Genomic DNA, 20062 nt, shown 5'->3' with positions numbered 1-20062 from the left:
TACCATCGCCAGACAGCCGGCAAGATAACAAAACGAACGGCTTGGCCGCGACTTTACAACAGGTTTGAACATGCCTCTCTCCCATATCTTTCCGCCGACATACCAGTTTTCTCATTAATGTCCAGAGGCACCATGGCGCACCCCACCTCCGCGATCCCAAAATGGCAGCCCAAGCCGATTACGCGCACGGTAATGACGTTTTTCTGTCGATCATCGTGAATACCGGGAATCGCCTGACAGCGGCCGATCTTGATTGCTGCATCAGCCATCTTCCAGCCTGCCCAGCAAAAAACCAGAAGGCGACGGCATCAAAAACTCCCGGGCACCAGCGAGCCGCGCACCCTCGTTTATCCCCTTAATAAATAAACAAAAAAAAATCCCCGAATGGCCGGCTTCTCTCAGCAGGAGGGACGCCTCGCGGGCCTGCCCTCCCCCATTGAAAGATAACCAAGTCTTGATGCGAGAGAAATATAGTATGCCGCGGAAAGCTGGGCATCAGACGCCACGGGAATTTTCCGGAGCATCGGAACTTCAATCCGCTCCCCGCCGGCCTGCATATATCCGGGTGCGAACATCGGGCAGGATCGCACGCATGGGATGACGCCCGTCGACCCAGCCGACAAACTGGCAAATATCGTAGCCCAGCAGCTTCTGAACGTCGTCGGGCAACAGGCTAACGACTTGGGGATCAAGCCCGAGATACTGGTTTTCCTGCTGGCGAAGCCACCCGCGACAATAGTTGAGGCTGAGGCCGAAGCGCGCTTCCTGCGTTACATTCGCGCCGCCGCCATGCCAGAGCTGGCCGTCCCACAGCAATGCCGAACCCCGCGGCATCTCGATAGCGATCGAGGGCGCTCGCGTATCGACCGGATCCGAACTCAGGTGCGAACCCGGAACGACGCGCGTCCCGCCATTGGCGTCCGTGAAGGGCGTCAACGCCCAGATCGTGTTAACGACCAGCGGAGGATGCGGGCGTACCGGGAAATAGGCATCGTCCTGATGGATCGCCTGCGCAGTTTCTCCGCCATGGATTTCCATCGTGGATGCGATCGAGAGTTGCGCTTCGGGGCCCAGGAGATGGCGGACCAGCCGAACCACGGAGGGCTCGGTCAGCAAGGCATCCAGCTCCCTGGTCTTGGCGAAGAGATTGAAAACGCGCTTCGTTCTCGTTCCCGCAAAATCATTGTCGCCGAAGGCCTGCGCATCATGCAGCGTGTCGAGGCATGCCCGAAGGCGATCGCAACCGGCGTCGTCTATGAGACTCGTGACGATCGTATAACCGTCGCGCTCCAGTTGCGCTTCGTGGTGGGCGATCTCTTCGTCGGTCAGCGTCCGAAATCTCATCACACAGTCCCCGAGATAGCGTGCCAGGGCAGGAGCTCACGTTCATCGAGAGGGCGCCGATCCTCGCCCCACGTCATGACCAGCGGATTTTCGGCACGCATGGCGCGCCCCATGGTCTCCGCCAAGAATGCCGACCAGGTGTTGCCGGCAAAGATATAGAAGCTGCCGTTCCGGACCCCGTCGAAGGTCGCATCGGCAATTTGTTCCGGGCTCAGCCCGCGACCTTGAAACTCTTCACTGCCTTGCCTGAACGCTTCGTCGGCATATTCGCGGTCGCTCCAGGCATTGTCGGCCTCTGGCCTGTTCCGCCAACTCCGGTGGATTTGCGTTGCAACCATGCCCGGACACAGGATGGATACGCCAATGCCGGTCATCATCGCCGCCATTTCGCTGTAGAGCGATTGGCTCATCCCCAGCAGGGCCGCCTTGGACGAGCAATAGGGCGCGTGATCGCCATTGCCGTTGAACGAAGCCAGCGAACCGGTGTTGATGACATGCCCGCCCTCGCCCCGATCGATCATGTCGGGAAGAAAGGCGCGTATGCCATTCACCGCTCCCCAGACATTCACGTCCCACACCCAGCGCCAGTCGTCGGGCGACATCTTCCAGGTCGGTCCCGTGATCGAAACACCCGCGTTGTTGAACAACAGAGCCGTATGGCCAAATGTCGAATTCACCCGATCCCGCAGGCCCTCCACCGAATGAAGATCCGAAACGTCGGTCCGGTGACCCTCCGCCTCGATCCCGCTGCCGCGCAGCTGATCGACCGCGACCTGCAGCGCCTCCTCCTCGATGTCGGCCAGCATGATTCGGCACCCTTCGCGCCCGAAACGATTGGCGAGGGCCAAGCCGATCCCGCTGGCGCCGCCCGTAATCACGGCCACCTTGCCCTTGAAGTCCTTCATCGCACACCCTCTCCTTGCCGCGACCGAGTCATGATCAAACCTCTTTTCTTAAAATATGTAATTATCGAGATTATACAATAAATTATAATATACCTTATATCTGTTAAAAGCATGATTGCGTCGATGGACAGGGGACCGACGAACCCCTCCGACGGGGAGCGGCCGAGAGCGCGGAGGCGGAACGCGAACCTGCGCATAGAGGATTCATATTAAGAACATAGGTATGAACGAGATTCGCCCGCATATCCTCCATCCCCTCCTTCATATAGCGCAATATAGCTGCTTGACTATCACACCGAAAGAGTCAAAACATCGTTTTAAGAAATACGGTTTGGATTAACGAGCCGTGAATTCCCGAATGATTCGGGCAGGGAGAGGGAAGTGATGTCGGTGAAATGTCTTTTGCGCATGTCCTGCGCTGTTTCGGGGTTGCTGATCGCGAGCACGGCGGCGGCGCAAGTCAGTGACGAACGGGCGGAGCGTCCGGCCGAGGCCAGCACGCAAACGACCCAGGAGGACTCCGAGACACCGGATGAAGCCCCTCGATCGGGGGTCGAGGAACGCGAGATCACGGTTACGGGCAGCCGTTTCAGCAAGCTTCTCGATCAGCCGCAGCCGAAGGCCGTCATCTCGGCGGAAGATCGCAACTTGGCAGGCGTGAATTCGGCGAGCGAGTTGATCCGCTCGCAACCGGGTTTTAACATCACCGGCGATTTCGGGATCAACGTACGCGGGGTTGGCCGCCAAACCGCGCAGACGCTGCTTGGGCAAGAAAACACCGTGATCCAATATATCGATAATTTCATCAACCTCGTGCCCGAGGACATCGCCGAGTCGACGCTGTTCGGGGGCAATATCACATTTGTCCGCGGGCCGGCCGGCACCACCTATGGGCGCAACGCGATCGCGGGCGCGATCAACGTCATCTCGCGCGCGCCGACCAAGGATTTCACGGCCCAAGTCGTAGCCGGTACCGCGCGGGCGGGCGCTTATAACTTCGGCGCCAACCTGTCCGGCCCGATCACCGACAATCTGGGTTTCCGTGTCGGGATGCAGCGCTTTGTCCAACCCAGCATCTTCAAGGCGGTCGGCGGCGCAAAGGGCGCGGGCTTTGCTATCGACAACACCTATTTTGAATTCCAGCTCGACTGGAACATCGGCAATCTGCATGTCCGCAATCGCGCGACGACCTTCAGCTACGACAACCAGCCAGGTTACCCGACTGTCAGCCGCTACAACAATGGCCTTAACGGCAATACGAGCGCGGCGTTCGGCGACTTGTCGCCCAATCCCGCGTTCGGATACGACGGACCGCTTCCCAACCAGCCATATCAGACCAACGTCAATGTCGTCGGCTACGATCGTCTGCGCGGCAATTTCCAGAATGTGCTAAACGCTGATCTTGATCTCGGCTTTGCCACATTTTTCTATACGGGTGGCTATCAGGAATATGTATCGTCCGGCGAAGCGGATCGGGACCTCACGTCGCGTGTGAGCTATGATGGCGATACGATCGCGCCGGGTACCTTTGAGCCGGGCACCCAGGTTCCAACCGACTATCGGACCAATTATCTCAACGACAATTATTTCTGGTCGCAGGAAGTCCGCCTCGAGGGCAACGGGAACGGCCCGCTCGACTGGGTGCTCGGCTTTTACTATTTCAACCAGAAATTCGACGAGCAATATTGGGAGAATATTGCCAACGCGACCGACGCAATCCTCAATCCCATCGTGGGAACCCCCGGACTGACGCTTGCGCCCAACCCGCGGCGCTCCACGTATGAACAACGCAATCTTTATGAAATCCGGTCGAATGCGGTGTTCGGGAATGTTACCTGGGACATTACGCCCGAAATCCGTTTCGACGGGGGCCTCCGATATACGATGGACGAGAAGGAAGCGCAGACCGACTTCCGCCTCATCTATTATTATCCGCCACTCTATGCAGGCGATTTCTCGCCACTCGTCCACAGCGCAAATCCAGAGCGGCGTGACAAGGGGCTGTCTGGACGGGCCGCGATCGCATGGCGCCCCGGTCCCGGCGACCAGATTTACGCATCCTATGCGCGCGGCTATCAGTCGTCGGCATTCACGCTTGGACAGGGCCTGCCGCCGGACAATATCGCCGACAAGGAATATCTCGACGTCTTCGAGATCGGGGGTAACTGGACAAGCGGTCGTCTGCGTTTCGATGGCTCGATCTTCTATCAGATCTTCCACGACCAGCAGATTCCCATCCGGACGCGCGGAACGTTTGTCGGGCCAGATGGACCGGTGCTGGGACCGGTGTTCACCACCTTCGCAAACGCCAAGAAGACCGAGATCTACGGCGCGGAAGCGCAGTTGTCCTGGCGGCCCAACGACTTCTCCAACGTCGTTGCATCCTACACTTATCTGCACCCAACATTCACCGATTTCTGTCCGCAAGCTCCGGGATCATCGACGTGCGGCGTCGTCAATATCGCAGTACCGGAGTTTCTGGATTCGCCGACCAATCTCGTTCCCAACCCGGATTATGGTCCCCTCGACCTGACCGGTAATGAACTTCCGCGCGCGCCCCGACATAAGGCGTCCCTTTACGGCTATTACGGCATCGATATGGGCGCCGCCGGCCGCCTCTATCCCGGCGGCAGCATCTATTATCAGTCGAGTTTCTATACGTCGCCGTTCACGCTTCCGAACTTTCGCGTTCCCGGACGCGCGCTCGTGAACGCGACGCTGACCTATCGAACCGCCGACGAGCGGCTCGATATCACTGCGGTTGTGAGCAACCTGTTCAGGAAACGTTATGCCGATAGCTCAGTTCTCGCGACCTTCGGCTCGGGTTCGGTGCAGCAGAATGTCTATTACGGTGCGGATCGACACTGGTCCCTTACGGCCCGCTACCGCTTCTAGTGGAGGAAATGCCTCTCCGATTATCCTCTCAACTGGCCCTGTCGCAAGACAGGGCCAGCTTTTTATGGGCCTACGCCGTGCGCAACGATCTTTCCTGGCAGGACGGGCAGCCGTTGCCCGCCTTGCCGGCACGCATGTTTGGAAGCTCGAAATAGCCAGCACTCGCCCGCTAAACTGCTACCCCATTTTACCGAGAGCCAATGCGGCGGCGCAGCCAGCGCGCGACCGTGCACGAGCAGACGCGCGCGTCTGGGCCGGGCCTTCGGCGTGCCGTCCTTCGTCATGCAGGACGGCACGCTCCTATAAAGGCCGGGGCAGTCAGACGATCCCGGCTGACTGCCCCGCTTGGGCGATACAGATCTTCGGCAGTGACCGGACCTTTTACAGGTCGGCGAATTTCCTGTTCTCGCTCACCAGCGTCTTGAGAAGCGCTGCCGGCGCGTACCAGCCATTATCCTTGCCGAGTTCCTCGGCCTTGGCTGCCACCTTCTCGAGGCCCACTTTGTCGGCCCAGCGCATCGGGCCTCCGGTGTCCTGCGGCCAGTTGTAGCCGAACATCCAGACGACGTCGACATCCGAAGGGCGCTGCGCCATCTTCTCTTCGAGGATTTTCGCGCCTTCGTTCACCATCGGGAACAGGCAGGTCTCGAGGATCTCGTCATCGGACGGCGGCGTTGCATCGGGATCGACCCCGAGCGTTTCGCGGATCAGTGCCGCCACTTCGTCCGACGGCGTGGCAGCCCGATTGGCATCATAGTCATAATAACCCTTTCCGGTCTTCTGACCGCGCCGCTCGCGCTTGCACAGTTGGTCGCGCAGCGGATCCCCCTCGCCCGGCACCCAGCCGATATCGAGGCCGGCCAGATCGCTCATCTCGAAAGGCCCCATCTTGAAGCCGAAGGCGCGGAGCACGCGGTCGACATCCCAGGGCATGGCGCCGCGCTTCAGAAGTTCGGCCGCCTGAAGCTGGCGCGGATACAGCATCCGGTTGCCGACGAATCCCGGGCAGACGCCCACGACGACGGCGACCTTGCCAATCCGCCGTGCCATGTCGAGCGACGTCGCGATGACTTCGTTCGACGTCTTGTCGCCGCGCACGATTTCAAGCAGCTTCATGACATTGGCCGGCGAAAAGAAATGCAATCCGATTACTGCTTCCGGCCGGCTCGTGACCTCCGCGATCTGGTTCACGTCGAGACCCGATGTGTTGCTCGCCAGGATCGCGCCCTGTTTGACGATGCCGTCGAGCTTCGCGAATATGCTCTTCTTCAGTTCCAGGTCTTCGAACACGGCTTCGATCACGATGTCGCAGTCGGCAAGATCGGTCATATCGAGCGAACTGGAAATACGCGCCATGCGCACATCGACCTCTTCAATCGGAAAGCGACCGCGGTTTGCGCTGCGCTCGTAATTGCCGCGGATGACGCCGAGGCCGCGATCGAGCGCTTCCTGCTTCGTCTCGACGATGCGGACGGGAACGCCGATATTCGCGAAATTCATCGCGATCCCGCCGCCCATCGTCCCGGCGCCGATGATCCCGACTTTCTCGATTGCGATCAACGGCGTGTCGGCGGGAACGTCGTCCACCACGCGCGCGGCTTCCAGGGCTTGGCTGACATAGGCGCTGCTGTCTTCATATTCGGTCATATTCGCTGCTTCTTCCTCATAGATATTTGTGGAACCACGCGATCGCGCGATTGGTGGAATCGCCATAATGCTCGTCGTAAACGGCGTAGTGTTTGCACGGATAGGTCGCGTACTCGGCCGGAGCGTTTTGGCGGATCGCCATATAGGCGGCCCAGCCGTGTTCGAGCCGGTTGTTGAGTTCCTCGAACTCGGCGTCGAGAATGAGCGTCGGGACCTTGACGCGCGCCGCGGCGCCGAGCTGCGAATGCTCGGCCATCCGGCCTACGTCGGGCGTGCCCTTGAGACCCTCCACGCCATCGACGCCGTCTTGCGGTACGATCGTGTCTAGTTTGCCGCGCGCCTTGTCGGCCGCACGCTCGCGCGCCCAGTCGCGATGCTCAGGCGGAAAACCGAAGCCGCCGATCTGCGCCACGATCGCTTTGACTCGGTCGTCATTGCCGCCGGTGAATACGGCATGGCCGCCGCCATAGCTTGTCCCCCAGATGCCGATCCGCGAACGGTCGACGCCCGGTTCGGACCAGAGATAGGCGAGGCAATTGCGGATGTCGGTCGTCTGATCGACCGGGTCGACGATCTCGCGCAGCACGCGCACCTTGAGTTCGATCTCGCCCGCCTCGAGCAGCCGGGGCGCGTCGCGGGTTGCGATGACGCGCCCGTCCGATTCCCCCCACCCACGATAGTCGAAGGTCATGCAGACATAGCCTGCTTCGGAGAATTTTCGGGCGTAGCGCGCCAGATGATCCTTCAATCCGCCCCAGCCATGGCAGAGCAGGATCGCGGGCCAGCCTTCGGGCGGCGCCTTGCCGGTCGGCGTGAAGATCTCGGCCGCGATGCGGCTGCCTTCGCTGTAGAGCGTGACCTCCTTGGGCGACGCATTTCCCATTGCCATATACCTCTCCGCATCGGTCATTCCAACAATCTGATATAGCCGCCCTTGACAGATTGATCGTGTTATTACAACCATACCTTAATTCTCAAAACGATTTTTAGGGATGGATGCCACAATGCATGAAGCCGTAATTGTCTCGACCGCCCGTACGCCCATCGGAAAAGCCTATCGAGGTGCGTTCAACGATACGCAGGGGCAGGCGCTCGCCGGCCATGCGATCAAACACGCCGTCGCTCGCGCCGGCCTGGAAGGCGACGAAATCGAGGATTCGGTCTTCGGCTGCGCGCTCCAGCAAGGGTCGACCGGTTTCAACGTAGCGCGCCAGGGCGCGCTGTGGGCGGGACTTCCCGAAACGGTTCCCGGGACCACGCTAGACCGTCAGTGCGGATCGGGCCTGATGGCAATCGCTGCTGCGGCCAACCGGATTCAGGCGGGCGAGCAGAAGATTGCGGTGGCGGGCGGGGTCGAATCGATCAGCCTCGTTCAAAACAACCACTTGAACGGCTATCGCAATGCCGATCCCAAGCTGCTCGCCGAGATTCCGCAGCTCTATATGGGCATGCTCGAAACTGCGGAAATCGTCGCGGATCGCTATGGTATCAGCCGCGACGCGCAGGACGAATATGCGCTCCAGTCGCAGCAGCGTGTCGCCGAAGCGCAGGCGGCTGGCCGTTTCACGGCCGAAATCGCGCCGATGACCACGACGATGCTGGTCACCGACAAGGCAACCGGCGACACGTCGCGACGCGAAGTGACGCTGGAACAGGATGAAGGCAATCGTCCCCAGACGTCGCTTGCCGACCTCCAGAAGCTCCAGCCGGTGTTCAAGGGTGGGCAGCAGGTGCAGGAAGGCCGCTTCATCACCGCCGGCAATGCCTCGCAACTGTCCGATGGTGCGGCGGCGGTCGTGCTCATGGAAGCCAAGGAGGCCGAACGGCGCGGGCTGCAGCCGCTCGGCGCCTATCGCGGCCTCGCGGTCGCCGGCTGCGGGCCGGAGGAAATGGGGATCGGCCCTGTCTTTGCCATTCCCAAGCTGCTCGCGGCGCACGGCCTCGGCGTCGACGATATCGACATGTGGGAGCTGAACGAGGCCTTCGCGAGCCAGGTCCTTTACTGCCGCGACAAGATCGGCATTCCCAACGACCGCTACAATGTATCGGGCGGGGCGATCTCGATCGGCCATCCCTACGGTATGTCCGGCGCGCGCATGACGGGGCACATCATGCACGAAGGCAAGCGCCGCGGCGCGAAATACGGCGTCGTCACCATGTGCATGGGCGGCGGCATGGGGGGAGCCGGACTCTTTGAAATCTTCTGAGTGCATTCCGCATGCATCCGCAGCTCCAATCCGAGCCGCTTGGTGGCGACCGCTTTGAAAGTCCCGCCGGCGGCGGGGACGAAAGGCGCACATTCGGCGGCCTCGTCATAGCGCAGACGCTGGTCGCGGCAGCCGCCACGGTCGAAGGCCGGCCCTGTCACTCGCTTCACCTGTTATTTACGGGGGCGGGAGATGGAGCCCGGCCCGTCACGCTCGCCGTCGAGCGTCTGCGTGACGGCCGAGCTTTTGCCGCGCGCGGCGTCCGCGCGGAGCAGGATGCCAAGCTTCTCGCGAGCGCCACCCTCTCCTTTCATGACGGCGATGAGGGACCGCGTCACCAACCCGCGATGGGCGATGTGTCCGATCCCGAGACTCTGGAAGATCAGCGCGAAACGCGGCGGCGCAACGCAGAAGCGCGCGGCAGGCCGGCGAGACGTAGCGTAGCAGAAGAACTGGTCGACGCACGGCCTGCGGAATCATTGTCCGTACAAGGCGGCCAGGAGGTGCGACGCCATCTGTGGTTCCGCAGTCGGAAACCGCTCGGCGACGATCCGATATCGCACCAGGCGCTCATTGCGTTCGCATCCGACATGGGTCTGGTCCATCTCCAGCTCCTTGCGAACAATGCGGCGGGGGGTGGCCCCCTCGATTCCGCGAGCCTCGATCACGCGATCTGGTTTCATCGTCCGGCGCGAGCCGATGACTGGCTGCTTCATGTCCAGCATGCACCCGTCGCCCATGGCGGGCGCGGGCTGACGCTGGGCTGCATCTATACGCAGGGCGGAACGCTGGTCGCCAGCGTCGCGCAGGAAGTGCTGATCAGAGAGCCGCGGCCATGAACCGCCCGCTGGCCCGTTTCGACGTTCTCGATCGGTCGACGAGCGTGGCGGGCCGATATTGCGCCAGGCTGTTCGCTCAGCTCGGTGCGCATGTATGCCGGACCGCGGCGACCGACGATCGCTTGCTCGGCTATGGCGGCGAAGCCGGTATCGCGTTCGGGAAGTGGCTCGACGCGGGAAAGGTGCGGTCGGCAGGAAGCGCCCCATCTTCGGCAACCGTGGCGATCGTTGACGATGGCGAGCCGACACCGGACGATATTCTGCGCCTCGAGATCGGATGGTTTTTTCCCGACGGCCCCTATTCGCACTGGCTTGGCAATGATCCGATCGTCCAGGCGCTCGCGGGCCTGGCCCACGGGTTCGGCCCTGCCGAAGGTCCACCCATACTCGCGCGTGGACATGCGCCACAGATCGTCGCGGGCACCACGGCATTCATCGCGGCGCTTGCCGGACTGATCGGGCGGATGCGCGGCGCGTCGATCGACAGCGCCGCCGTGTCGATATTCGAGGCGGCCTGCTGTTTCAGCGAGCCCAACGCAGTTTCCTACGCGCATTTCGGACATATGGGCAGCCGGCTGGGGATCAACCGTTTCATTCCCACCTATCCCTGCTCGATCTATCCCGCCGCCAACGGCTGGCTGGGCGTCACCTGCCTGACGCCCGCCCAATGGGGCGCGCTGGCCGACATGATCGGCAAGCCCGAACTCGCCCACGACGGGCGTTTCGCAACGACATTGGATCGCCTCGACCATGCCGATGCCATCGATGCGATCCTGCGCCCGGCGTTCGCCGATCGCGACGCGATCGAAGCTGCCGAAGAAGGCCAGGCGCGCCGCATCCCGATGGCTGCCGTGCCCGACCTGGCAGACCTGCCCGCCATTCCTCACTGGCGCGATCGTCGATCCTTCGATGCGAACGGTGCCCCCACCCTGCCCTTCCTGCTCGACTGGGACGCGGCGACATCGCATCTGCCGGCAATCGGCAGCGACGATCCGCCGCTCGCCGGCATTCGCGTCGTCGATTTCACGATGGGCTGGGCGGGTCCCCTGAGCACGCGCACGCTTGCCGATCTGGGCGCTGACGTCATCAAGATCGAATCCGACGCGCGGCCCGACTGGTGGCGGGGCTGGGAACGTCCCGAACCCGGCGCCGCGGTCGAAGCGGCGCCCGTATTTTCCGTCGTCAACCGCGGCAAACGCGGAGTGGTTCTTGACCTCAAGACCCCCGAAGGGCTTGTCCAGGCTGAAGCCCTGGTCCGCCGTGCCGATATCGTGATCGACAATTTCGCGCCCGGCATCTTGGCCAAGCTCGGCCTCGATCAGCACAGGCTGCGCGAACTGCGTCCCGGCGTCGTCATCGTATCGATGGGCGCCTTCGGTGCCACCGGCCCATGGTCCGGCTTTCGTGCCTATGGCTCGACGGTCGAGCAGGCATCGGGCATACCGACCATCAACGGCGCCGAGGACATGCCGCCCGCCCTCCAGCATATCGCATATGGCGACCCCGTGGCGGGACTCTATGCCGCGGTGGCTGGGCTTGTCGGCCTTGCCGCAAGGGAAGAGAAAGGCGGCTGCACGGCCGACCTGGCGCAGGTCGAGACCTTGTTCCAGGTGGCGGCCGACGCGATTATCGCGCGCCGGGTTACCGGGGCTGCGCTCCCCAGAACCGCAAGCAAACGGTCGACTCTGGCACCATGCGGCTGCTTTGCCGCGGCAGGAGACGACCAATGGGTTGCCGTGGCATGCCATGACGAGGACACATGGCATGCGCTCTGTTTGTTCACCGGCCGCGCTGACTGGATATTGGACCATGACCTTGCGTCGCCCGAAGGCCGCAGCAGGCGGTCGGACGAAATCGAAGCGATGCTCGCGCGCGTCATCGCGGGCCATGATCCGGAGGCCATCTCTGCGGCGTTGCAGGCCGCAGGCATTCCGGCCGCGCCTGTCCATTCCATCGAGGCGCTGGTCGAGGACCCGCAATTGCAGCAGGCCGGCTACTGGGTGGCGCTCGAGCGCGCGCACCTTGGCCGCCATGTCGCGGGCGCGGCTCCCTTTCGTTTCGATGGCACGCGCCCCTACGCGGACCGTCCCGCTCCGCTGCTGGGCGAGCATCAGGATGCAATACTGGTCGGCGTGTCACAAAGCCGGACACTCGCATGAAGAAACTGCTAGTCGCCAATCGCGGTGAAATCGCCATCCGGATCATGCGGTCGGCTGCAGAGGCCGGGCTCGCGACTGTCGCGATCTATCCTGAGGACGACGCTGGCTCCAGCCACGTCGAGGAAGCCGATGAAGCGGTGATGCTGCCCGGCGCGGGGACGTCGGCCTATCTCGCGATCGATGCCGTGATCGAGGCTGCCCTCGCCGTCGGCGCCGATGCCATTCATCCCGGCTATGGCTTCCTGTCGGAAAATGCCGCGTTCGCGCGCGCCTGCGTGGCTTCGGAAATCCGCTTTGTCGGCCCCCGACCGGAAACGCTCGAACTGTTCGGCGACAAGGCCCGCGCCCGCGCCCATGCGCAATCCTGCGGCGTTCCGATGCCCGAGGGAACGCAGGGCCCGACGAGTCTGGAAGAAGCGCGAAGCTTTCTGACCTCGCTCGGCCCCGGCGGTGCGATCATGCTGAAAGCGATCGCTGGCGGCGGCGGCCGCGGGATGCGTCCGGTCGAGCATATCTTGGACCTCGACGCCGCTTTTGCCCGCTGCACCACCGAAGCGCACAACAGCTTCGGCGACGGCGCGCTCTATGCCGAACGCCTGTTCCCGTGCGCGCGCCATGTCGAGGTCCAGATCGTGGGCGACGGCAGCGGAGCCGTCAGCCATTTGTGGGACCGCGAATGCACTCTGCAACGCGCGCGCCAGAAGATCGTAGAATGGGCTCCGGCCGATGCGGTGCCCGGCAGCACGCGGCAGGCGCTTCTGGATGCCGCGGTCCGCCTCGCCCGGCAGGCAAAGCTGCTCAGCCTTGCGACCGTCGAGTTTCTGGTGACGCCCGATGGCGACAATTGGGCTTTTCTGGAGGTGAACCCCCGGCTCCAGGTCGAGCACACGGTGACCGAGGAGGTGATGGGCCTTGACCTCGTCCGCGTACAGCTCGCGCTTGCAGACGGCGCGACGTTGGCTGACCTCGGGCTGGAACAGGACAGGATCGCCCCGCCGCGCGGGCATGCGATGCAGGTGCGCGTCAATCTGGAGACGATGACGCCCGACGGCGCGCGCCCGACGGCCGGCGTCATCGCGCATTACTCGCCGCCCACGGGACGCGGCATCCGCGTCGATGGCTTCGCCCACACGGGCTATCGGACAAGCCTGCGCTACGACCCGCTGCTGGCGAAGCTCATCGTCAGCGTGCCCGAGGGCGGCTTTCCCGCTGTCAGCGCCAAGGCGTTGCGCGCGCTCGAGTCCTTCCAGATCGGCGGCGTCGATACGAACATCCGCTTCCTGCGCGCCTTGCTCGCCCATCCCGTCGTCCGCGCCGGCGGGGCGCATGTGCGGTTCGTCGATGAGGATATCGACGCGCTGCTCGACGCCGAGGCCGCCCTGCCGACAACCAAGGCGTCTGGCGTCGAAGACAATGCTGCCGGCGCTGCAACGATCGCCGCGGCGCCGGAAGGCACGGTCCCGCTGTCGGCACCGATGCTGGGGATGCTCGTATCGATGACGGTCGCGACGGGCGATACGGTCGTTGCGGGGCAAGAAGTCGCGGTCGTCGAAGCCATGAAGATGCAGCATGGCGTCACGGCGAGCCATGGCGGCATTGTCGCTGCGCTGGCCGCGACCGTCGGCGACATGCTGCTCGACGGGCAGCCGATCCTTTTCATGCGCGCTTCGGGCGATGCACACGCCGACGTGACGCAGGCAGTTGCCGATATCGACCCCGATCATATTCGCCCCGACCTTGCCGAGGTGCTCGATCGCCACCGGGGAACGCTCGACGCCGCGCGGCCCGATGCCGTGGCCCGGCGCCGCAAGACCGGCCACAGGACCGCGCGCGAGAACCTCGACCATCTTCTCGATGAAGGCAGTTTCGTCGAATATGGCGGGCTGGCCATTGCCGGGAGGAGCCGGCGGGCGTCCACCGAGGAACTCGTCGAACAAAGTCCGGCGGACGGGCTTGTCATGGGTCTGGGGACCGTCAACGCCGACCTGTTCGGAGCAGAGCAGGCGCGCGTCGCCACCATGGCCTATGACTATACGGTCTTTGCCGGCACGCAGGGTGCGCGCAATCACGTCAAGACCGACAGGCTCGTCGAACTCGCCGACCGCTGGCGTATCCCGTTCATCCAGTTCGCCGAAGGCGGCGGCGGGCGGCCCGGTGACACCGACGGCGGCGGCTTCATCCGGGCATTCGAGTGGCTGCCCAAGCTGAGCGGCCGCGTGCCGATGGTCGGGATCGTGTCGGGGCGCTGCTTTGCCGGCAATGCGTCCTTCCTCGGCTGTAGCGACGTCGTCATCGCGACACGCGACACGACGCTGGGCATGGGCGGGCCGGCGATGATCGAAGGCGGCGGGCTCGGCGTCTTCAAGCCCGAGGAGGTCGGCCCCGCTGCGGTGCACGTGGCCAACGGCGTGATCGACCTGCTCGTCGACGACGAAGCGGCTGCGGTCGCGGCGGCGAGGCAGTATATCGGCTATTTTCAGGGGTCGCTGGCCGAGTGGAGCTGCGCCGACCAGCGCGGACTGCGTCATGCGATCCCCGAGAACCGGCTACGCGTCTACGACATCCGCGCCCTGATCTCGATCCTTGTCGATGAAGGAAGCTGGCTGGAACTCAGACGCGGGTTCGGGCTCGCGATGGTGATCGGCCTTGCGCGCATCGAGGGCCGGCCAGTCGGCATCATTGCAAATGATCCCAGCCATCTCGGCGGCGCGATCGACAGCGATGCGGCGGACAAGGGTGCGCGTTTCCTGCAGTTATGCGAAGCGCATGGACTGCCGGTGGTCTCGCTGAGCGACACGCCGGGCATCATGGTCGGGCCAGAGGTCGAGAAGACAGGTCTCGTTCGCCACGCAGCACGCATGTTCGTGATCGGCGCCAATCTTACCGTTCCCCTCCTGTCGGTCGTCCTGCGCAAGAGCTACGGGCTCGGCGCCATCGCGATGACGGGGGGCAGCTATCAGGCGTCCTTCTTTTCGGTCGCATGGCCCACCGGCGAGTTCGGCGGCATGGGCCTCGAGGGCGCGGTCCGGCTCGGATACCGGAAAGAACTGGAAGCGATCGCCGACCCCGCCGCACGCCAGGCCAAGTTCGACGAGATGGTCGCGCAGCTCTACCGGCACGGCAAGGCGCTCACGACCGCGGGCTATTACGGCATCGATGACGTGATCGACCCCGCCGACACGCGTCGGTGGATCAGCGCCGCGCTGCGCACGGTGCCGCCGGCAAAAATTCCCGAGGAAGGAAAACGGCTGCGCTGGATCGATCCATGGTGAGGCCCTGAAAAATAAGTCCGGGAGCGGACGAAAAGGAGAGGAATTATGACCGAGAAGACGGCTGCGGCGGGCGTCGCCCCGGCGCCGAGCACGATCCTCGAACAGGCGCCGCCGCTCGAGAAGACGGTCGTCGACCGGATCCTGTACGGGCTCGGTTCGGTCGCTTTCGGCGTCAAGGACACCGGTTTCACCGTGCTCCTGATGATCTTCTACAATCAGGCGCTTGGACTCCCGGCGGCCACGGTCGGATTTGCGATCATGATCGCCTTGATTGTCGATGCCATCGCCGATCCCGTCATCGGCCGGCTGAGCGATGGCTTGAGGTCGCGATGGGGACGGCGACACCCGTTCATGCTGGGCGCCGCGCTTCCGATCGCGATCAGCTATTATTTCCTCTGGAACCCGCCCGAGGGCATGAATGAAAATGGGCTGTTCTGGTATCTCATGACTCTCGCGATCGTGATCCGGATATTCATTTCGGTTTATGAGATTCCTTCGAGCGCATTGGTCGTTGACCTTGTGCGCGATTATGACAAGCGCACCGCGTTCATGAGCTGGCGCTGGTTTTTCGGCTATGTCGGCGGCCTCGGCAGCAACATCCTTGCGTTCAGCTATTTCCTGCGACCCGGCCCCAACGACCCCGCCGGGCAACTCAATGTCGAAGGCTATGCCAACTACGGTCTCACAGCCTCGTTCATCATGCTGGCCGCAATCGTCATATCCTCGCTCGGCACGGCCAAACATATTCCGAGTTTCGCTCCGCCGCCGCCGCGCCGACCGTTCGTCTTCACGGAAAGTGCGCGCGAAATCCGGGACACATTGATCAACGCACCGTTTCTGCTTCTGGCGGCAGGAACCTTCTTCGCCTCTGCCGCCGCGGGCATCACGGCCGCGACGCTTACCTATTTTCGTGTCTATCTTTGGGAACTGTCGGGCGACCAGATCTCGGGCCTGATGATCGGCTATTTTGCAGCGCTGGTAACCGCCCTGTTTTTCGCGCCCTGGCTCGGCGCCAAGCTCGGCAAGAAAAATGCAGCGATCTTCCTTGCGGTCGCGCTCATCATCTGCAGTCCGATCATGTATTTCAGCAGAGTGCTCGGGATCGCGCCCGAAAATGGCACACAGCTTCTTTACGTGATGCTGTTCGTGATGGGATTCATCAACACGACACTGGGGGTAAGCGCCGGCACGATGGGCTCCTCGATGTTCGCCGACGTCGTCGAATATGCGGCCGTGCGCACCGGACGCGATTCTGCGGGGCTCGTCTTTTCAGCCAACGCCTTTCTTTTGAAGGCGATGTCTGGCGTCGGGGTGTTCGGCGCGGGGCTGATCCTGACCTTCGTCGCATTTCCGGACAACGCCGCGCAGGGTGGCGTATCCGAGGATGTATTGATCGCGCTCGCGCTGGCCGAACCCGCTACCATCATGGCGCTCCAGCTTTGCGGCCTTCTCGCGATCATTTTCTTCCCGATCAACCGGGCGGTTCATGAGGCCAATCTTCGCAAGATCGCCCAGCGGCCTGCTGACGAACCCGAAATTGCGACCGGACCATGAGCGATGTGATCACGCACGATGAACGCGTCATCGGCGCGGGGACGAAGAGCCATGAATAGCGAGAAAAGCGGCGACGAAACACGCCAGGGCCGCCCCGGTTATGTGTCCGCGCCTTTCCTCGACGTGCAGCAACGCAATACCCTTCTCTTCCCCGAACTGCGCCGGCTTGGGCTCGAACAGCATATCGCCGAACTTGCCATGCAGGGTTATACGATCGTTCCACCGGAAAAGGTGGCACCGCCCGAATATATCGCGGCGTTGCGCGCGGCGGTATTGCGTGTCTCGGAAAAACGGACCGGGATCCTCCCCGACTGGGAGGCGGGCCTCACCCATCAGGGGCAGGCTCACCCGCTCGGCCAGTTCATGCGTTATGTCCTGTGGGAAGACGCGATATTCGAACCTGTCCTGACGCACCCGGTCCTGCTCGGCCTCATCACCTATCTCGTTGGGTTCGACGCGATACTCAGCCTTTACGACGCCATGCTGAAAGGCTCCGGCGGCAAGCCGCTCCCGCTTCACAACGACAATGGCGATCTCGCCACGCCGGTCTACGCCGACCAGCCGCAATCGGCCAATATCAACCTGCTCCTAAGCGATTATGAGGAAGGCAGCGGGCCGATCGCATTCCTGCCGGGAAGCCATGCCTTCCGCAGGCAGCCCACATTGGCCGAAATACGCGAGCTCGAACCCGAGATGGTTCCGGTCATCGCTCCGGCCGGATCGGCGGTGATCTGGCCTGCCAATACATGGCATGTCGCGCGCCCGCGCACCGATCCGGGCATTCGCGCGACCCTGCTTCTCGATTTCTGCCGCGGCCATCTGCAGACGCAGTCGCCTTTCCGCGCCGACGTGACGCAGGCTGCGCTCGATCGCAATCCGCCCCGCTTCGCACAGCTCATGCACCAATATGGCGCCTTTCCCTTTCGCGAGGAAGATATCGATCGCGAGCGGACGGCAAAGGGAGGCGAGCGCCACAGCCTGTTCGATTGTCACGCGCAATGGCGGCAGTTTTTCGGCATCGGATTTTGAGCGCCAGCAGGGCAACTCCGGGACAATCGCAAATCGGCGCCCGAACAGGTCGTGGCGACGCATGGTTGATGCGCCGCCACGATGCCTGACCCCGAAAATAAGATCAGAACTTCTTGCGCAGTCCGATCTTGAACGTCCGTCCGATCGGATTGCCGATGAACGGGTCATAGCTGTATTCGAGGCGCGCCTTCGGCGGATCGCGATCGAACACGTTGAGGATTGACGCCGACAAGGTGACATCCAGCGGCAATTCCACGCGGTAAGTGAAATCATGCATCATGAAGGATTTCACCCGCAGCCCGAAGTCGACCAACTGGCAATTGGTCGCGATGCCGGCATTGACATTGTCGACGCTGCAATTTGTCGAGGGGCCGGTCTGGGCGACCGTTGGCCCGCGATTGTCGTCGACCCCGCCGATATAAGTGGTCGTCCAGTTGAAGCTGTGCGGTCCGGTCGCGAAATCGAGATAGGCCGACGCCCGCAGCTTCGAGACGGTGCCGGGCGCCCTGTCATAATTGGCAAAGCCGGCGGCATCGAATGCAGGCGATACGAAGATGCCGTTATAAACGAACTCGTCCTGCTTGTAGTGGAACAGGTAGCTTCCCGTCGTACCGATATCGAGCGTTCCGCCGAGGACCTGATCGAAACGATAATTGATGTCGAAGTCGATGCCGTTGAGACGGATCGTCGGGCCGTTGGTTACGTCGGACCGCACGCGCTCGATATCGTTTCCGGTGGTCACGCCCTGCGTACAGGCATTGGCGTTGTTGAACGTGACGAACGAGCGAAGCGCGCTGGAGCAGTTGACGAACTGGCTTCCATTGCCGGTGCCGGCAACCGCCGTCGCGACGACATTGGCCGGGACAGCGAGGATCTGGTCTTTGACCTTGTAACTCCAATAGTCGATCGTGGCCGTCAGTCCGCCGGTCTGCAGGATCGCGCCGACGCTGTAGCTAAGCGCCTTTTCCGGTCCCACGGCGGGGTTGCCGAACGTGTCGATCGATTTGAAGACGTTGCCGGAAGCCGCGATGCCCTGAAGCAGCGTGACGCCGGTCGGCGCCGAATCCAGCACCGTGGGGCCGCGGAAGGATGTTCCCACCGATCCACGAACCGAAAGCCAGTCGGTCAGATCCCATTTGGCACGGAACTGCGGATTGGTGGTGGAACCTGTCAGACCGCCATAATCCTCATGCCGAACGGTCAATTGCGCATTGAACCCGTCGAACAGCGGAACGCTGAGTTCGCCAAAAACTGCTTTCACCTGAAGGTCGAGGTCGAGCGGAATGTTCTGACCCAGAAAAATATAGGGTCCGGTCTTCAGCGCGCAATCGGTCTGGCCCAGGACCGGGCAGGGATTGAGGTTGGCGTTGAGAATGTCGGACACATCCTGATTGAAATCGACATGCCGATACTGGGCGCCGACGGCAAATCCGACTTCCCCGCCCGGCAATGTTATCGGCAGTTTGCCGCTGACCACGGCATCGGCCACCCATGTCTGGGTCTTGGCGGTGTAGCGCTGCGTATCAAACAGCCAGGCGACAAGGTCGGTCGAGTTGGCATTGGCAGGCACATAACCGGGATTGGTCAATTCGAGCGGCCGGTTGCCCGCATAGCCGTTCGAGAACGGGTTGAAATATTGGCAGCCATTGGCGCCGGGCACGTTGCCCGAGCAATTCGGTCCGCCGAGGCCATTGAGCGCCCGTTGCAGCCGGTCGATCAATACGTCTGGCGTCTGCTGTACCTGATCCTCGATGATATAGGTCGCAGCCACGTCGAAATTGAGGTCCTTGGCAATCTCGCCCTTCACCCCTGCGGACCAGCGCATTTGCTCATATTCGCGCTTGAGGATCTGTCCGCCCAGACCGTCGGTCGTCGGATTGCCGCCGACGGCGATCGGGCGAAGCCGGTTCGTGAGAATGCTTTGCGCGACACCGATCAACGCACTCTGTCCCGTTTGGGAAAGGAACGTGTTGAAGCCCGGATTGGAAGAGGGAATGCTGAAAGACGTACCCGGTCCAGTGGGTCCGTTGCTGGCAAGATAACCCGAGGTCACGCGATAGTCGGGCAGCTTGGTGTTCGCGTACAGACCCTCGATATGGAATTCGATATTGTCCGAGATATCGAAGTTCAACTCGCCGTAGAACTGATACTGGTTCGTCTCTTCGATCAGATTATCGAACGGCATATATTGGTAATAACAGACAGGCGAAT

General features: G+C 62.4%; 13 protein-coding genes. 7 read left to right on the top strand and 6 right to left on the bottom strand.

Annotated features, from left to right (window positions below; all coding sequences use genetic code 11):
* Nucleotides 1–53 precede the first annotated feature (53 nt).
* The 3 genes from SGR02S_RS20005 to SGR02S_RS07260 form a co-directional block, all read right to left on the bottom strand.
* The gene (locus SGR02S_RS20005; protein ID WP_156482999.1) at nt 54–269 is read right to left on the bottom strand and encodes a hypothetical protein; all 216 of its coding nucleotides are present in this window, start codon (nt 267–269) and stop codon (nt 54–56) included.
* A gap of 262 nt (nt 270–531) precedes the next feature.
* Complete coding sequence (locus SGR02S_RS07265; RefSeq protein ID WP_067107362.1) at nt 532–1344, bottom strand: phytanoyl-CoA dioxygenase family protein; 813 nt, start codon at nt 1342–1344, stop codon at nt 532–534.
* The gene (locus tag SGR02S_RS07260; protein WP_067107359.1) at nt 1344–2249 is read right to left on the bottom strand and encodes an SDR family NAD(P)-dependent oxidoreductase; all 906 of its coding nucleotides are present in this window, start codon (nt 2247–2249) and stop codon (nt 1344–1346) included. The genes SGR02S_RS07265 and SGR02S_RS07260 overlap by 1 nt, the downstream gene beginning before the upstream one ends.
* Nucleotides 2250–2633: 384 nt before the next feature.
* Here SGR02S_RS07260 and SGR02S_RS07255 point away from each other — a divergent pair, with 384 nt between their 5' ends.
* Nucleotides 2634–5144 (top strand): TonB-dependent receptor, encoded by a 2511-nt coding sequence (locus SGR02S_RS07255; protein ID WP_082797009.1) that lies wholly within the window; start codon nt 2634–2636, stop codon nt 5142–5144.
* Between the two features lie 381 nt (nt 5145–5525).
* Here SGR02S_RS07255 and SGR02S_RS07250 read toward each other — a convergent pair whose 3' ends face one another.
* Together SGR02S_RS07250 and SGR02S_RS07245 are read right to left on the bottom strand one after the other, a co-directional pair.
* Nucleotides 5526–6791 (bottom strand): 3-hydroxyacyl-CoA dehydrogenase, encoded by a 1266-nt coding sequence (locus SGR02S_RS07250; RefSeq protein WP_067107353.1) that lies wholly within the window; start codon nt 6789–6791, stop codon nt 5526–5528.
* 16 nt (nt 6792–6807) lie between these two features.
* Complete coding sequence (locus SGR02S_RS07245) at nt 6808–7680, bottom strand: alpha/beta hydrolase (RefSeq protein ID WP_169799653.1); 873 nt, start codon at nt 7678–7680, stop codon at nt 6808–6810.
* 115 nt (nt 7681–7795) lie between these two features.
* On the opposite strand from SGR02S_RS07245, the gene SGR02S_RS07240 reads away from it, so the two are divergent.
* From SGR02S_RS07240 to SGR02S_RS07215, 6 genes are read left to right on the top strand one after another with little or no spacing between them, the layout of a single operon-like run.
* Nucleotides 7796–8998 (top strand): acetyl-CoA C-acyltransferase, encoded by a 1203-nt coding sequence (locus tag SGR02S_RS07240; protein ID WP_067107347.1) that lies wholly within the window; start codon nt 7796–7798, stop codon nt 8996–8998.
* 11 nt (nt 8999–9009) lie between these two features.
* Entirely contained in the window at nt 9010–9837 is an 828-nt protein-coding gene (locus tag SGR02S_RS19535) for an acyl-CoA thioesterase (RefSeq protein ID WP_082797007.1), read from the top strand.
* A complete protein-coding gene (locus SGR02S_RS07230) occupies nt 9834–11996 on the top strand; it encodes a CaiB/BaiF CoA-transferase family protein (protein ID WP_067107343.1) in 2163 nt (720 codons plus the stop codon). The genes SGR02S_RS19535 and SGR02S_RS07230 overlap by 4 nt, the downstream gene beginning before the upstream one ends.
* Nucleotides 11993–15268 carry a carboxyl transferase domain-containing protein gene (locus SGR02S_RS07225; protein ID WP_067107341.1) on the top strand — a complete coding sequence of 1092 codons (3276 nt, stop codon included), beginning with the start codon at nt 11993–11995 and terminating at the stop codon, nt 15266–15268. The genes SGR02S_RS07230 and SGR02S_RS07225 overlap by 4 nt, the downstream gene beginning before the upstream one ends.
* 45 nt (nt 15269–15313) lie before the next feature.
* Complete coding sequence (locus SGR02S_RS07220; protein WP_053552568.1) at nt 15314–16822, top strand: MFS transporter; 1509 nt, start codon at nt 15314–15316, stop codon at nt 16820–16822.
* A gap of 51 nt (nt 16823–16873) precedes the next feature.
* On the top strand, nt 16874–17851 hold the full coding sequence (locus SGR02S_RS07215) for a phytanoyl-CoA dioxygenase family protein (protein ID WP_067107339.1): 978 nt from the start codon (nt 16874–16876) through the stop codon (nt 17849–17851).
* Between the two features lie 103 nt (nt 17852–17954).
* On the opposite strand, the gene SGR02S_RS07210 is transcribed toward SGR02S_RS07215, so the two are convergent.
* On the bottom strand, nt 17955–20062 hold a 2108-nt coding region (locus SGR02S_RS07210; RefSeq protein ID WP_067107336.1), incomplete at its 5' end, for a TonB-dependent receptor domain-containing protein.

The organism is Sphingopyxis granuli NBRC 100800, assembly GCF_001591045.1.
GTDB classification, from domain to species: Bacteria; Pseudomonadota; Alphaproteobacteria; order Sphingomonadales; family Sphingomonadaceae; genus Sphingopyxis; species Sphingopyxis granuli.
This window is presented reverse-complemented; position numbering and strand designations above follow the sequence as displayed.